This is a genomic window from Kocuria sp. CH-021 (assembly GCF_049716185.1).
Classification (GTDB): Bacteria; Actinomycetota; Actinomycetes; order Actinomycetales; family Micrococcaceae; genus Kocuria; species Kocuria cellulosilytica.
Genome location: NZ_JBNAFK010000010.1, coordinates 83,782 through 99,260 on the forward strand (window position 1 = coordinate 83,782; position 15,479 = coordinate 99,260).

Sequence of the window (15,479 nt, forward strand, 5' to 3'; positions counted from 1 at the left end):
GCACCCGCCGGCTCAGGCGTCGAGGGTCTGCGGCACCGGCTGGACCCTGCGCCCCAGCGCCGCGACGCGCTGCACGGACCAGCTCAGCAGGACGACGAGCAGCACGTTGCGCGCCGTCAGGACGGCCGCCATGGCCGGGTGGGCGTGGATGAGCGGGGTGTAGAAGAGCGGATAGATCACGAACGTGGTGACCGCGATGCCCATCAGCAGCGCCGCCGGCGTCCGCCACCGCTGCCGGTCGTGCACGAGCCCGGCGACGACGACCGGGGCGAGCCAGATCATGAACTGCGGTGAGCCCACCTTGTTGAACACGATGAAGATCGTGGTCAGCATCAGCGCGCCCTCGTAGAAGAGCTCCTCGCGCTCGGCCCCGCGCCGCAGCGCGCGGATCAGCAGGGCCGCACCGGCGAGGACGGCGAGCACGAGCAGCGGCTGCATGAGGAGCGCGACGAGCTCGGTGCCGGGGCCGTGGACCTCCGTGGAGTTGATGGCCACGTTGTCGGCCATCCGCGACCCGGCCACGCCGAAGACGCTCAGCCACACCCACGGGGTGGAGAACGTGGCCTCCAGCTGCATGCCGCGCTCGCCCTGGTTGACCAGGAAGTCCGCGATGTGCCGCAGGCCGCCCGAGAGGTGCGTGCCCAGCACCACCACGGCGGTGACCCCCACCCCGGCGGCCACCACCCGGACGCGCTGCCGGCAGGCGATGACCAGGGCGAGCACGAGGGCCGCCGGCCACACCTTGATCCACGTGGCGGTGCTCAGCAGCACGGAGCCGAGGACGGGCCGCTCGGACGCGTACAGGAGCCCCACGAGCACGATCGGGGCCGCGATGCCCTCCACCCGGGCGAAGCTCAGGTAGCCCAGGAACACGGTGAAGAACAGCCACCACCAGGCGGGGGCGATGCCCTGCTCGCCCCGCCGGCCGCGGGTGAGGCAGAGCAGGCCCACGGCGTTGAGCACGGTGATGATCAGGGTCCACACCAGCAGGTAGGGTCCGTGGCCGGCGATCCCGGCCAGGTGGATCGGGATCTGCGCGAGCACCGGGTACACCCACGGGCTGATCCCGTCCCCGGCGTCGGTCGGGTCGTACCCGGCCATGGCCCACCGGCGGTACTGCTCGGTGTCGCTGAAGGCCTCGCCGTGGACGACGAAGGACATCATCCAGCCCAGGAAGTAGAGGTGGACGACGGCGAAACCCCACCACACGCCGGCCGGGCGGGAGAACCAGGCCACGGCGCGGGCGGGCAGCACGGCGTCCCGGAGACCGGTCAGCCGGTCGAAGAAGACGGCGGCGATCTCAGGACTCCTTCGCGGCGAGCACCGGGGCCGGCTGCGGGGTGCCCAGCTGGTACAGGCGGCGCGCCGACCACCACAGCAGCACCACCAGCAGGGCGTTGCGCAGGGTCAGCACCAGGGCCATCACCGGGCTGTTGTGGCTGAGCTCGTAGTAGAACAGCGGATAGACGAAGAACGTGGCCGCGGCGACGGCGATGAGCATGGCTGCCGGCACCCGCCACGCCTGCCAGTGGTGGGTCAGTCCCACGGCCACGGCCGGAGCCAGCCACACCATGAACTGCGGGGAGCCGACCTTGTTGAACACCACGAAGACGGTGATCATGGTCAGCGATCCGGCCAGCAACAGCTCGGTGCGATCCGTGCCGCCGGCCCGCTCGCCGGTGCGGAGGCCCCTGACGATCAGCACGGTGACCCCGGCGGCGGCCAGCAGCAGCAGCGGCTGCATCAGCACCGCCATCGTCGCCGCGCCGGGACCGTCGACCTGCATGGAGTTGATCTCCGTGTTCATGTACATCCGGGACCCGCCCAGGCCCAGCACGGACGACCACAGCCACGGGGTGGTGAACGTGGCCTCCAGCTGCATGCCGCGGTCCCCCTGCTGGGTGAGGAAGTCGAAGAGCCTCGGCAGCGCGCCCATGGCGGTGGCGACACCGGCCGCGGCCGCGCTGACCAGCATCCCCGTGACCACGACCGCCACCCGTCGGCGGGCCACGGTGACGAGCGCGAGCACGACGGCCGCCGGCCAGACCTTCATCCAGGTGGCGACGCTGAGCAGGGCCGAGGCGGCCACCGGGTGCGCCGCCCCGTACACCAGGGCGACGAGCACCAGCGGGGCCGTGAGCCCGTCCACGCGGGCGAAGCCCAGCCACCCCATCAGGAAGACGAAGCCCAGCCACCACCACGCGGCCGGGTGGGCGCTCCGGTCGCGGCCCCAGTCCGTCAGCTTCCCCACGGCCCAGCCGTTGAGCACGGTGATCATCAGGACCCACAGGAAGAAGAACGGTCCCGGACCCGCGGCGCCGGCCAGCGCGATGGGCACCAGCGCCAGCACCGGATAGACCCAGGGGGTGGGCTCCCCGTTCAGGTTCTGGTCCTCGAAGCCGGCCTCGGCCCACGCGCGGTAGATGTACGTGTCGCTGAAGGCGGCGCCGGACAGGGACAGCTGCAGGGCGAACACCAGGAACACCAGGTGCACCCCGACGAAGACGGTGAGCAGTCCGCGCGGGGACCTCCACCAGGCCCGCCGGCGCCCGGATGACGGGCGGTCACGGAACCGGGTGAGCAAGCTGGAGGTCGTGTCGGACGACATGGGGCAGTCCTTGTCAGGTGAGCGGAGGAGCAGGGGCGGAGTCGGCTCGGGCGCCGCGGCCGGGACCGTTGCCGGTCCGGTTCCCCCGGAGCACCAGTGTGCCCGAGCGCGGTGCCGGTGCGGCGGCAGGCCGGTCCCCGGGGAGAGGACGTGGCGAGAACTTCTGACACCTGGGCGAGGACGCCAGGGTGAAAGGGGGCGCGACTGCTAGGATCGGCGTTCTGGAGAGCGTCCCGCGCACCTGTCCGCCCGGCCATCGTACACTCAGGGGATCAGCGAACGTCATGATGTCAGGGGGGTCGGATCCGGAGGCGCCGCGGGGCCCTGGCGGCCGGACCGCGGAACCGACCGCCTCCGCCGGCTCGTTCTCCCCCGACGGATCCGGCACCCACCGGCACCCTCGAGCGCACGTCGCCGTCCTGCAGGGGCTCATCGGCTCCGTGATGATGCTCGTCGGATCGGTCGGCACCGGCTGGATCGCGAACGGCTCGCCCATGGTCCGCCATCCACTGGTCATCGCGCTGCGGGTCGAGGGATGGGGCGTCTACACCTGCACCGTGCTGCTGACCGCGGGCGCCATGCTGCTGGTGCGGTCCTGGCTCCGGCTCGGGCAGCGGCTCCAGGGCTGGCCGGTGGGCGCCCACCGCTCCGTGGTGCTCGCGGTCTGCGCCTGGTCGCTGCCCCTGCTCTTCGCCGTCCCCGTCTACTCCCGGGACGTGTACGCCTACATCGGGCAGGGCCGCCTGATGCTGGCCGAGCAGAACCCGTACACGACCGGCATCTCCGCCCTGGAGAACTGGTTCATGCTGGGGACGGACCCGGCGTGGGCTGAGGCCCGGACGCCCTACGGGCCGTACTTCCTGTGGTCGGCACGGGCGATCGTGGGCCTCACCGACGCGCACCCGGATCTCTCCGTGCTGCTCTTCCGCCTCCTGGCCTGCGCCGGTGTCCTCCTCTGTGTCGTGTACGTGCCCAAGCTCGCCCGGCTGCACGGGATCGACCCGGCCCGTGCCCTGTGGATCGCGGTGGCCAACCCGCTGTTCCTCATCAGCTTCGTGGCGAGCGCGCACAACGACGCCCTGATGCTCGGGCTGGCCGTGGCGGGAACGTACTGCGCGGCCACGGGCCGGCCGGTCACCGGTGTCCTGCTGGTGACCGCGTCCATCGGCATCAAGCCGATCACCATTCTGCTGCTGCCGTTCATCGGGCTCCTGTGGGCGGGGCCGGGAGCGTCCTGGCGGCGGAAGTTCGCCCTGTGGGCGGCCACGGCGACCATCAGCTTCGGGCTGCTCGTGCTGAGCGGCATCCCCCAGCAGCTGGGCGTCGGATGGGTCTGGGCCCTGCTCGACCCCACCCCGGGGTTCACCGGCTACTCGCCCTCGGGGTTCCTGAGCCAGAAGGTCCGCGGCCTCGCGGACGCGGTCGGCCTGCCGGGCGCGGCGATGGCCCCGGTGCTGCGCGACGTCCTGCAGTACGCGGCCATCGGCCTGGTGCTGCTCCTGATGTTCCGCGGCGACGACCACCGGGTGGTCCGCCGGCTCGGTCTCGCGTTCGCCGCCGTGGTGCTGCTCTCCCCGATCATCCAGCCCTGGTACATCCTGTGGTTCCTCCCCTTCCTGGCCGTGACCGGCATCAGGGACAACTGGCAGATCCGCACCCTGTACGTGGTGCTCACCTTCTTCGTGATCTTCGGCGCCCAGGACCAGCTCTCCGTGTGGCCCTTCATCGAGCTGGCGGTCGACGCCTCGACGATCGCGTTCGTGACCGCCCTGCTCTTCACCGCCTACCTGATGCTCCTGGATCCCCACACCCGCCACCTGCTCGTCCACGGCGGTCCGACGGGCTGGCTCCGCCGCCGTCGTCGTCGCCGGGAACAGGGCGTCCGCGGGCGCTGAGGGCGGCGGGACCGGGGGAGTCGCCGAGGATTCGCCGGGGAGCGGGGCCGGCCGGCGCGCCGTGAGCGGGGCCGGCCGGCAGGTCAGCCGGCGCCCAGCGGGAGCCGGACGGTGAAGAGCGTGCGGCCCGGGCGGGACTCCACGTCCACCGTGCCGCCGTGGGCCTGCACCACCGAGCGGACGATCGACAGGCCCAGCCCGGTGCTGCCCTCCCGGGTCCGCCGGGAGGCGTCCAGGCGGCTGAAGCGCTCGAAGAGCCTGGCCTGGAACTCCCGCGGGATGCCCGGGCCCGCGTCGAGGACGGAGGCCTCCGCCCAGCCGTCCGCGGTGGCGCGCACGGCGGCCGTCACCGCGGTGCCGGGCGGGGTGTGCTTGCGGGCGTTGGAGAGCAGGTTGGCCAGCACCTGGTGGAGCTGGGCGACGTCGGCGCGCACGGGCACCGGCTCCTCCGGCACGTCCACGGTCCAGTCGTGGTCGGGGCCGGCGGCCGAGGCATCGGTGAGGGCCTCGAGCACGAGCTCGCCGAGATCCGCGTCCCGCAGCTCCGGGGGGCGGCCCTCGTCCAGGCGGGCGAGCAGCAGCAGGTCCTCCACCAGGGCGCTCATCCGCAGCGTCTGCTGCTCCACGCGGGCCAGGGAGGCCCGGCCGGTCTCGGTCAGGGGCTCGGTGAGCTGGAGCATGTCGGTGTAGCCGCGCACGGCCGCCAAGGGGGTGCGCAGCTCGTGGGAGGCGTCGGCCACGAACTCGCGCAGCCGGGTCTCGGAACGCTGGCGGGCGGTGAGGGCGGAGTCCACGTTGTCGAGCAGGGAGTTCAGCGCGTGCCCGACCTCCCCGACCTCGGTGCCGGGCCGGGCGAGCTCGGCGGGCACGTGCCGGTCGGCGAGGGAGACCTCCCCGGAGGCCAGGGGCAGCCGGGCGACCCCGGAGGCCGCGGCCGAGACCCGTTCCAGCGGCCGCAGGGCACGGCGGACGACGACGGTGCCGGTCACCGCCGTGGTCAGCAGCGCGAGCAGGCTGCCCACGCCCATGGTGGTCACGAGCTCCGCCACGGTGTCGTCGACCGAGGCCGTGGGCAGGCCGGTGACCAGCACCTGGCTGCTGTTCCGCGCGTTCCGGGCGACCGACTCGACCCGGTACTCGCCCACGGACAGGGCCACGTCCGTGAGCCGGCCCTGCTCCGTGCCCGTGGAGCGCCGGCGGTCCCCGAGGTCCCGCTCGTCCGGGCTCCGGTCCGCGAAGACGCCCGCCTCCTGCAGGGCGGCGACGTCCTGCTCGGGGAGCGGCGCGGGCTCCCCGGACCCGGTGCGGTAGGACGCCCTGACCAGCTCCTCCTCGTGCAGCACGGCCACCAGGATGCCCACCGGCTGGCCGGGGGCGTCGAGGGGGTCCCGTTCCAGGGCCGGGTCGCCCCGGGTGAAGGTCAGCGCCCGCCCGGTCGCCTGGCGCAGCGAGCCGTCGAGCCGCTCCACGAGGTCCTGGCGGGTGAGCTCCACGATGGTCGCGCCCAGCACGAGCAGGACCACCGCCAGCAGGACGAGCACCCCGGCGATGAGCCGGGTGGCCAGGCGGGTGCGTCGTCGGGCCGGTGACGATGCCGGCGACGAGGTCGGCCGCGGGTCCGGCGGGCGGTGCGTGGACAGCGGGCCGGGCGGCATCAGGACGCGGGTTTGATGACGTACCCGGCGCCGCGCACGGTGTGGATCATCGGGGCGCGGCCGGCGTCGATCCGCTTGCGCAGGTAGGAGATGTAGAGCTCCACGATGTTGGCCTGGCCCGAGAAGTCGTAGTGCCACACGTTGTCGAGGATCTGGGCCTTGGACAGGACCCGGCGCGGGTTCTCCATCAGGTAGCGCAGCAGCTCGAACTGGGTGGCGGTCAGCTCGATCGGCTCGCCGGCCCGGGTGACCTCGCGGCTGTCGATGTTCAGGACCAGGTCCCCGACCACCAGGGTGGCGCTGTCCTGCGCCGCGGCCCCGGAGCGCTGCACGAGCCGGTGCAGCCGGATCAGCACCTCCTCGATCGAGAAGGGCTTGGTCACGTAGTCGTCCCCGCCCGAGGCCAGGCCCTCGATCCGGTCGGCCACGGCGTCCTTGGCCGTGAGGAACAGCACCGGCACCTCCGGGTAGGACTGGCGGATCCGGGCGAGGACCTCCAGGCCGTCCAGCCCCGGCAGCATCCGGTCCAGGACCAGCACGTCCGGGGCGAAGTCGCGTGCCTGGGCCACGGCGTCGAAGCCCTCGTGGGAGATCCTCGCCTCCCACCCGCACATCCCCGTGCCCATGGCCACGAGGTCGGCCAGCGCCGGCTCGTCGTCCACCACCAGCACCCGGATCGGCGAGCCGTCCGGGTGGCTCAGGCGGGGCAGGACCTCGGTGAGGACGGAGAAGCTGGAGGAGTAGGGCATGGGAGCTCCCGGTGCCGGGCGGACGTGACACTGTCACTGTTGCCCACCAGATTAGGCGCGCGTCCTGTGGAAGCTGTGCGGAGCCTGTGCCGTGGTGCCGCCGCGCACGGGAACGGCGGGTGCGCCGGCACAGCTGCGGCACGGACTCCGGGCGGACAGCCGCCGGCCCGGGCACGGACCCGCGTCACAGGAGAAGCACAGCAAGCCGAAAAGCCGGGCACATGTGCACGAGCAACAGTGGAGTGCACACCGGCCCGCCAGACGGGCCCGGCGGGCAGGGGGCCCGTCGTCGCACCGCGCTGAAGGGGGCCGCCGCCATGACCGATCCCGGGAACCGCCCACCGAGGAGCGTGCCCTGGGCGCAGGCCTCCGGGCAGCGGCCGGGCGCTCCCCGCGCGGACGCGACCCGGGGCGGCCGCCCGGCACGGACCGCCGCGGCGGACCCGGCGGCCAGCTCCGCGGTGGGGCCGGCGGCGGGCTCGATCGCGGACCCCGCTGCGGACCCGGCGGTGGGCTCGGCCACCGGGGCCGTCACCACGGCTGCCGCGCCGGGCCGGCGCCGCCTCGTGGGGGTGGACGCCGCCCGCGGCCTGGCCCTGATCGGGATGATCGCCGTCCACATCCTGCCCTCGTGGGATCCGGAGACCTTCGAGCCCACGGTCCAGTGGACCGTCTTCGCCGGACGCTCCGCGGCCCTGTTCGCCGTCCTGGCCGGCGTGGGGCTCGCCTTCAGCACCGGCGGCCGGAGGCCGCACACCGGCCGGTCGCTGACCGCCGACCGGGCGGGCACGGCCGTGCGCGCCCTGCTGATCGCGGGCCTGGGGCTCGCGATCAACCACGTGCTGCCCGGCAGCACGCTCGACGAGGTCCCGGCCGTCAACATCCTCGTCTACTACGGGGCCTTCTTCCTGCTGGCGATCCCCTTCCTGCGCCTCTCCGCAGGGGCCCTGTTCGCCTGGGCGGCGTGCTTCGCCCTCGCCGGTCCGGTGCTCGTGCACCTGCTCCGGGACGTCCTGCCCGCCGTCGAGCGCTACAACCCGGACTACCTCGACCTCGTCGGGGACCCGGGGGCCACCGCGGCCCGGCTCCTGTTGACCGGGACCTTTCCCGCGCTGCCGTACCTGGCCTATCTGCTGACCGGCCTGGCCATCGGCCGGCTCGACCTGGCCCGGCTCCGGGTCCAGGTCGCGCTGGTGCTGGGCGGGACGCTCCTGGCCGCCGGGGCCTCGCTGACCTCCTGGGCGCTCGTCGTCCGGGCCGGCGGCTTCGAGCAGCTGGTGGCGCGCACCCCCGGCCTGGACGCGGAGCTCGTCACCGACATCATCGTGTGGGGACCCGAGCCGACGCTGCCCACGACCACGTGGTGGTGGCTGGCGGTCGGCGGCCCGTACACCAACACCCCGCCGGCCCTGCTGCTGGGTCTGGGCTCGGCGGTGGCCGCGCTGGGCGTGTTCCTCCTGCTGGCCCGCCGCTCCGCGTCCTGGCTGCTGCCGCTGAGCGCGATGGGCGCGATGACCCTCACCGTGTACTCCGCGCACCTGCTGGCCCTGGCCGCCGAGGTGCACTACGACCAGCCGCTGTGGTTCGGGATCCACGTGGGCGTGGCCGCGGCCTTCGCGCTCCTCTGGCGCCAGGCCATGGGGCAGGGCCCCCTCGAGCGGCTGGTGGCGGGGCTGGTGCGCGGCACCCGCCGGCGCGTGCTCTCCCGGGGGCACCGCACGGACTGAACGGGCCGCGGGACGGGACTACGGCGTGCTGGGGACGGCGTGCCGGCGCCGGTGCGCCGCGTAGCCCAGGATGAGCAGGCCGGCCACGGCCAGGCCCACGCCCACCCAGGCGGGGGAGCGGTAGCCCCAGCCGGCGGAGATGACGATCCCGCCGAGGAAGGCGCCCATGGCGTTGGCCAGGTTGAACGCCGCGTGGTTCATGGCGGCGGTCAGGGAGGGGGCGTCCTTCGCCTCGCGCAGCAGGCGCACCTGGAGGGAGGTCGTGAAGATCGAGCCCATGATCCCGATCCACAGCGCCCCCAGGACGGCCGCGGCGGGGACGTGGACGAACAGGGCGAAGAACGCCAGGGCCACGCCGGACACGGCGCCCGCGCCGAGGGCGGTGCGCTCGATCGAGCGGTCGATGAGCGGGCCGGCCAGCAGGGAGCCCAGGGTCATGCCCACGCCGAACACGGCCAGCACCCACGGCACGGTGCCGATGTCGAGACCGGTGAGCTCGGTCAGGGTCGGGGAGATGTAGGTGTAGACCGCGAACATGCCGCCGAAGCCGATGGCCCCGGCCAGCAGCGTGAGGGCCACCTGGGGCCGGGCGAGGGCGCGGACCTCCTGGGCCGCCGAGGCCATGCCCTCGTTGCGGGTGCGCGGCACCCAGAGGGCCAGGGCCCCGATGGTCAGGGCGCCCAGGAGCACCACCAGGAGATAGGCCGAGCGCCAGCCGAGGGCCCCGCCCAGGGCCGCGGCGAACGGCACGCCCACGATGTTGGCGATGGTGAGCCCCAGCATCACCCGGGCCACGGCGGTGCCGCGCCGTTCGCGGGCGACCAGGGAGGAGGCCACCACGGCGGCGACCCCGAAGTAGGCGCCGTGGGGCAGGCCGGCGAGGAACCGGGCGGCGTAGAGCCACTCGAGGGACGGCGCGGCGGCCGAGAGCCCGTTGCCCAGCACGAACGTGAGCATCAGCGCCAGCAGCAGGGTCTTGCGCTCCATCCGGGCGGCGAGGGACGTGATGAGCGGCGCCCCGACCACCACGCCCAGGGCGTAGAGCGAGATGGACTGGCCCACGGCCGGGATCGAGGCGTCGAAGTCCTCGGCGATGAACGGCAGCAGGCCCATCGAGGCGAACTCGGTGGTGCCCACGCCGAAGCCGCCCATCGCCAGGGCGAAGATGGCGAGGCGGGTGCCGGCGGGGCCGGGGGCATTGACCACCTGGAGCAGGGCGGTGCGGGGTGCGGGCACGGCGGGTCCTTCCGGGAGGGCGCAGGGACGGGGAACGAGCACGTCGTCGAGCCCGAGCAGAAGAAAGGGGGGTGGCTTTCGATGCTACGCGGATTCGCCCCGGTCTCCCATGCCTCCCGGTGTGATCTTGATCAGGTCCTGCCGCGCCGGCGGCGCCCCACGGCGCCGTCCCCGGGCCACTGCGGCCCGGCCGGGCCCCTGTGCCCGGGGACGGGTGCGGGCTCAGCGGAAGGCGGAGTGCCCGGTCAGCTGCTGGCCCAGGATGAGGGTGTGCACCTCGTCGGTGCCCTCGTAGGTGCGCACCGACTCCAGGTTGTTGGCGTGGCGCAGCGGCGAGTGCTCGAGCGTGACCCCGTTGCCGCCGAGCATCGTGCGCGCCTGGCGGCACACCTCGATCGCGATCCGGCAGTTGTTGAGCTTGCCCACCGAGATCATGTGGTTCTCCAGGCGGCCCTCGTCCTTGAGCCGCCCGATGCGCAGCGCCAGCAGATGCCCCTTCTGGATCTCCAGGGCCATGTCCACCAGCTTCGCCTGGGAGAGCTGGTAGGCCGCGAGCGGCTTGTCGAACTGGATGCGCTGCTGGGAGTAGGCCAGGGCGGCGTCGAAACTGTCGCGGGCGGCGCCCAGGGCGCCCCACACGATGCCGTAGCGGGCCTCGTTGAGGCAGGAGAACGGTCCCCGCAGGCCGGGGTGGTGCGGCAGGAGGGCGTCGGCGGGCAGCCGGACGTCCTCGAGGGCGATGTCGCACTGGATCGAGGCGCGCATGGACAGCTTCGGCTCGATCGGGACGGCGGTGAACCCGGGGGTGTCCGTGGGCACGAGGAAGCCCCGGACGCGCTCCTGCCCGCTCTCGTCGACGGCCTTGGCCCAGATCACGGCCACGTGGGCGATCGAGGCGAGCCCGATCCAGCGCTTGGCGCCGTTGAGCACCCACTCGTCGCCGTGGCGCACGGCGGTGGTCGCCATGGTCGAGGGGTCCGATCCCGCGGTGGGCTCGGTGAGCCCGAAGCAGCCGATGATCTCGCCGGCGGCCATGCCGGGCAGCCAGCGCTGCTTCTGCTCCTCGGAGCCGTGCTTGGCGATCGCGGACATCGCCAGCGAGCCCTGCACGGAGACGAACGTGCGCAGTCCGGAGTCCCCGGCCTCCAGCTCCTGCATCGCGATGCCGTACTGCACCGCGGACTTCCCCGCGCACCCGTAGCCCTGGACGTGCATGCCGAGCAGCCCGAGCTGCGCCATCTCGGGGACGATCTCCTGCGGGAAGACGGCGTCGGCGTACCAGCCGGCGATGTTCGGCCGGATCCTCCGGTCCACGAACTCCCGGACGGCGTCCCGGGTCTCGAGCTCCTCGGCACTGAGGTCTGCTTCGACGTCGAGCAGGTCGGTCGCGGCGGGGTTCATGGGTCCTCCTGGGGGTCGGGTGCTCGGATGCCTCCGACGAGGATGACGCATTCGTGAGCTGCGCAACACGGTTCGCCGGACAATTGATTCATAGGTATCACTGAGTGCCACATTAGGTATTTGAGGTTTCACAGTGGGTCGTGGAAATGTGATCTGCACGACATCCGCTGACTTCCCGGAGGACCCCTGTGACCCGTTCGTCCCCCACCGCCGCCGACGGCCCGCCCCGGGTGCGCATCGAGCGCACCGGCGCCGTGGCCGTGGTGACGCTCGACGACGAGCCCCGCCGCAACGTGCTCGGCCACGAGCTGCGCACCGGGCTGCGGGCCGCCCTGGCGGAGCTCGCCGCCGACCCCGGGACCGGGGCCGTGGTGCTCACCGGGGCGGGCCGCTGCTTCAGCGGCGGCGGCGACCTCGCCGCGATGCCGCCCGCCGGCCCCGCCGAGTCGGCAGCCCGGATGAGCGAGGTGGCCGGGCTCGTGCAGGAGCTCGCGTCCCTGGCGAAGCCGGTCGTGGCCGCGGTGACCGGGCCCGCGGCCGGTGTGGCCGTCGGTCTGGTGTGCTGCTGCGACGTGGTGGTGGCCGGTGGGAGCGCACGGTTCCTGTTCCCGTTCACCCGCCTGGGCCTTGCCCCGGACGGCGGGCTGGTGCACTCGCTGGTCCAGCGGGTGGGAGCGGCCCGCGCCCGGAGGATCCTGCTCGAGGCCGCACCCGTGGACGCCGGCACCGCCCGGGACGCCGGCCTGGTCGACCACCTCGTGCCGGACCCGGACGTGCTCGGCATCGCGGTCGCCCACGCCGCCGAGCTCGCCGGGCGGGCCCCGCTCGCCGTCGCGGCGGTGAAGCGCGGGATCCGCGAGGCCTCGGACTCGCTCGAGGACGCCCTGGCGTTCGAGCGGGACCACCAGCCGGTCCTCTTCGGGACCTCCGACTTCCTGGAGGGCAAGCAGTCGTTCTTCGACCGGCGGCTCCCCTCCTTCTCCGGGCGCTGAGCGCCACCACCGCACGTCGAAAGGCCATCATGAGGACAACGACAACACGGCTCGCCGCCCTGGGCGCCGTCGCAGTGCTGGGCCTGACCGGCTGCGCCGCCGCCGGGGGCAACGAGCCGGTGGGCCCCAACGGCCTGCCGCAGCAGCTCGTGTGGTCCACCTACAACGTGGGCACCGGCACCTACAACGATCTCGCCGCCATCGCGAACACCCTCACCAACGAGGAGGGCGTGCAGGTGCGGCTGATGACCGCCGACACCGGCATCGGCCGGCTGGCCCCGCTCGTGAACGGCACCGTGGACTACGCGCGGGCCGGGGACGAGTACTACTACGCCTTCGAGGGCGACTACGAGTACGCCAGCGAGGAGTGGGGTCCCCAGGACCTCCGCATGGTGTGGGCGCCGCCCGGCAACTACGGGATGCTCGTGCGCGAGGACAGCGGCATCGACTCCTTCGCGGACCTCGAGGGCAAACGGGTCCCCCGGCTGACCGCCAACACCTCCATCAACAACAAGATGGAGGGCTTCCTCAACTACGGCGGTCTCACCTGGGACGACGTCGAGCAGGTCCCGATGGCCTACGGCGAGCAGATCGCCGGGCTCGAAGCGGGACAGATCGACGCCCTGTACCAGAACGTGGTCGGCTCCAACATCAACGAGCTGGCCTCCAGCACGGAGGTCCAGTGGCTGAGCTTCGACGACCCGGACCCGGCCCGCTACGAGACCTGGGAGGAGCTCATGCCCATGGTGACGGTCGGCGAGATCACGAGCGGCGCCGGGCTCGAGGAGGGCGAGAGCGCTCGGGTCCTCGAGTACACGATCCCGCTCACCACGACGGCCGACCGCGACGCGGACGAGGTCTACCACCTCGTGAAGGCGATGGTCGAGAACTACGAGCACTACGAGGGCACCACCCCGGACACGAAGCAGTTCTCCTTCGACGCCGTGCTGAAGGAGCCGCTGGTGGTCCCGTTCCACGAGGGGACCGTCCGCTACTTCGAGGAGCGCGGCGTGTGGACCGAGGAGCTCGAGCGGAAGAACGACCAGCTCGTCGAGCGCGGCGAGCGCATGCGGGAGGCCTGGCCCGGCGTCGTCGAGTCCTCCGCCGAGGAGGAGCTCGAGCGGAACTGGACGGAGTGGAAGCAGAAGGAGCTGGACGGCCCGCAGAACGGCCAGGAGAACGGCGAGGGGAACGACGATGAGAACTGAGACCCGGGTGACCCCGTTCTGGCGGACGGTCGTGATCGCGCTGACCGTGCTGGGCGTGCTGCTGGCCATGAACCAGGTGTTCTTCTGGAACGTAGGCGGGCTGTCCCTGCTGACCAACTCCTACCTCTACCTGATCCTGGCGGCCTTCCTGCCGGTGGTGTTCATCGTCAACCCCCTGCGCAAGGTCCCGCTGGCCCAGCAGGTGGAGGCCCAGCAGGAGCCCGGTACCGGCGGCAGCACCGCGGCCGGCGCGGGCCGGGAGCGCCGGGTCCAGTGGTTCGACGTCCTGCTCATGGTCGTCTCCGCGGCGGTGTGCACGTACTTCGCGGCCAACGGGACCCGGATCAAGAACTACGGCTGGGAGTTCATGGCGCCCACCACCGCCACGGTCGCCGCGTTCGTGCTGTGGCTCGTGGTGCTCGAGGCCCTGCGCCGCACCGGCGGGCTGACGGTCACCGTCATCGCGCTGCTGTTCTCCCTGTACCCGCTGGTCGCCGAGAACCTGCCGATCGGCGTCCTGCAGGGCGTCACCTACGACCTGCCGACCCTGGCCCAGGTGCACATCATGGGGGCCGAGGGCGTCCTGGGCCTGCCCATTCAGACCGCGGCCACCATCCTGATCGGCTTCCTCGTCTTCGGGGTGGCCCTGCAGCACACCGGCGGCGCGGACTTCTTCCACAACCTCTCCATGTCGATCTTCGGCCGCTACCGCGGCGGCGCGGCGAAGGTGTCCGTGGCCAGCAGCGCGGCGATGGGCATGATGAGCGGCAGCGCGGTCTCCAACGTCCTGACCACCGGGCCGATGACCATCCCGGCCATGAAGCGCTCCGGGTTCAGCTCCACCTACGCGGGCGGCATCGAGGCCACGGCCTCCTCGGGCGGATCGATCACCCCGCCGATCATGGGCACCGCGGCGTTCCTCATGGTCTCCTTCGTGGGAGTGCCCTACACGGAGATCCTGGTGGCGGCCACCATCCCCGCGGTCCTCTACTTCCTCGGCATCTACCTGCAGGTGGACGGCTACGCGGCCCGCAACGGGCTGCGGGGCGTGTCCGCGGACCTGCTGCCGCGGACCCTCGCCACGCTCGTGCGGGGCTGGCCCTACGTCCTGGCCCTGGGCCTGCTGACCGGGCTGCTGTTCCTCACGGACTCCGAGACCCAGGTGCCGTACTGGGTGATCCTGGTGCTGCTGATCGTGGCCGTGCTGCGCCCGGGCCAGAAGTTCGGGCCGCGGGAGTTCACCGACTTCCTGGTGGAGTGCGGCCGGACGCTGAGCAACATCGTCGGGATCATCGCCGGTGTGGGCCTGATCGTCGGCGGCCTCACCGCCACGGGCGTGAGCCTTTCCCTGGCCCGGGAGCTGGTCTCCCTGGTGGGCGACAACGTGGTCCTCATCCTCGTCGCCGGCGCCGTGACCTGCTTCATCCTCGGGATGGGCATGACGATCTCCGCGGCCTACGTGTTCCTGGCGATCGTCATGGTCCCGGCCGTCATCGACCTGGGGGTCAACCCGCTCGCGGCGCACCTGTTCGTCATCTACTGGGCGTCCGTCTCCTACATCACCCCACCGGTGGGCCTCGCCGCCTTCGCCGCGGCGGGTCTGGCCAAGGCCCCCGCCATGGCCACCAGCGTGGCGGCCATGAAGCTCGGCGCGGTGAAGTACATCGTCCCGTTCGGCTTCGCCCTCAACCCCGCCCTGGTCGCCCAGGACTCGCCCGGCCGGATCCTGCTGGCGTTCGCGCTGAGCATCGTGGGGGTCTACGCCCTGGCCTCGGCCATCGAGGGCTGGACGGTCGGCTTCGACCGCCGGATGCCCGCCCTGTTCCGGGCGGCGGCCGCGGTCGGCGGGTTCCTGCTCTTCCTGCCCACCCCGATCACCGCCGTCCTCGGCCTGGCCCTCGTCTCCGGGAGCGTGCTGCTCACCTTCCTGACCGTGCAGGCCGGGCCCGCGGACGACGACGACACCGCTGCCGCGCACGCCCCCGAGCCCGCCACCGCGACCGTCTGA

11 protein-coding genes are annotated in these 15,479 nt (G+C 72.7%); 5 read left to right on the plus strand and 6 right to left on the minus strand.

Going from position 1 to position 15,479, the window contains the following annotated elements:
• Positions 1–12: 12 nt before the first annotated feature.
• Together ACPYN7_RS09585 and ACPYN7_RS09590 are read right to left on the minus strand one after the other, a co-directional pair.
• Positions 13–1,254, minus strand: a complete 1,242-nt coding sequence (locus tag ACPYN7_RS09585; protein ID WP_424347487.1) for a glycosyltransferase 87 family protein — start codon at positions 1,252–1,254, stop codon at positions 13–15.
• A 46-nt stretch (positions 1,255–1,300) separates the two neighbouring features.
• Positions 1,301–2,608: a glycosyltransferase 87 family protein gene (locus ACPYN7_RS09590; RefSeq protein ID WP_424347488.1), complete on the minus strand. Its 1,308-nt coding sequence runs from the start codon at positions 2,606–2,608 to the stop codon at positions 1,301–1,303.
• A gap of 284 nt (positions 2,609–2,892) precedes the next feature.
• Between ACPYN7_RS09590 and mptB the strand changes: the two genes are divergently transcribed.
• Complete coding sequence (mptB, locus tag ACPYN7_RS09595) at positions 2,893–4,503, plus strand: polyprenol phosphomannose-dependent alpha 1,6 mannosyltransferase MptB (protein ID WP_424347489.1); 1,611 nt, start codon at positions 2,893–2,895, stop codon at positions 4,501–4,503.
• Between the two features lie 83 nt (positions 4,504–4,586).
• Here the strand turns inward: mptB and ACPYN7_RS09600 are convergent, their stop codons facing one another.
• Positions 4,587–6,158 carry a sensor histidine kinase gene (locus ACPYN7_RS09600; RefSeq protein WP_424347490.1) on the minus strand — a complete coding sequence of 524 codons (1,572 nt, stop codon included), beginning with the start codon at positions 6,156–6,158 and terminating at the stop codon, positions 4,587–4,589.
• Positions 6,158–6,907 (minus strand): response regulator transcription factor, encoded by a 750-nt coding sequence (locus tag ACPYN7_RS09605; RefSeq protein ID WP_424347491.1) that lies wholly within the window; start codon positions 6,905–6,907, stop codon positions 6,158–6,160. Before ACPYN7_RS09605 ends, ACPYN7_RS09600 begins: the two co-directional genes overlap by 1 nt.
• 317 nt (positions 6,908–7,224) lie before the next feature.
• Here ACPYN7_RS09605 and ACPYN7_RS09610 point away from each other — a divergent pair, with 317 nt between their 5' ends.
• Positions 7,225–8,634 carry a heparan-alpha-glucosaminide N-acetyltransferase domain-containing protein gene (locus ACPYN7_RS09610; RefSeq protein ID WP_424347492.1) on the plus strand — a complete coding sequence of 470 codons (1,410 nt, stop codon included), beginning with the start codon at positions 7,225–7,227 and terminating at the stop codon, positions 8,632–8,634.
• Positions 8,635–8,652: 18 nt separating this feature from the next.
• On the opposite strand, the gene ACPYN7_RS09615 is transcribed toward ACPYN7_RS09610, so the two are convergent.
• On the minus strand, positions 8,653–9,870 hold the full coding sequence (locus tag ACPYN7_RS09615; protein WP_424347493.1) for an MFS transporter: 1,218 nt from the start codon (positions 9,868–9,870) through the stop codon (positions 8,653–8,655).
• A 222-nt stretch (positions 9,871–10,092) separates the two neighbouring features.
• Positions 10,093–11,271 (minus strand): acyl-CoA dehydrogenase family protein, encoded by a 1,179-nt coding sequence (locus ACPYN7_RS09620; RefSeq protein ID WP_424347494.1) that lies wholly within the window; start codon positions 11,269–11,271, stop codon positions 10,093–10,095.
• Between the two features lie 188 nt (positions 11,272–11,459).
• On the opposite strand from ACPYN7_RS09620, the gene ACPYN7_RS09625 reads away from it, so the two are divergent.
• Genes ACPYN7_RS09625 through ACPYN7_RS09635 form a run of 3 tightly spaced genes read left to right on the plus strand, consistent with a single transcriptional unit; the run spans position 11,460 to position 15,479 of the window.
• Positions 11,460–12,263 carry an enoyl-CoA hydratase/isomerase family protein gene (locus ACPYN7_RS09625; RefSeq protein WP_424347495.1) on the plus strand — a complete coding sequence of 268 codons (804 nt, stop codon included), beginning with the start codon at positions 11,460–11,462 and terminating at the stop codon, positions 12,261–12,263.
• Between the two features lie 29 nt (positions 12,264–12,292).
• On the plus strand, positions 12,293–13,471 hold the full coding sequence (locus ACPYN7_RS09630) for a TAXI family TRAP transporter solute-binding subunit (protein WP_424347496.1): 1,179 nt from the start codon (positions 12,293–12,295) through the stop codon (positions 13,469–13,471).
• Positions 13,461–15,479, plus strand: coding sequence for a TRAP transporter permease (locus tag ACPYN7_RS09635; RefSeq protein ID WP_231738435.1), 2,019 nt, complete (start codon positions 13,461–13,463; stop codon positions 15,477–15,479). Before ACPYN7_RS09630 ends, ACPYN7_RS09635 begins: the two co-directional genes overlap by 11 nt.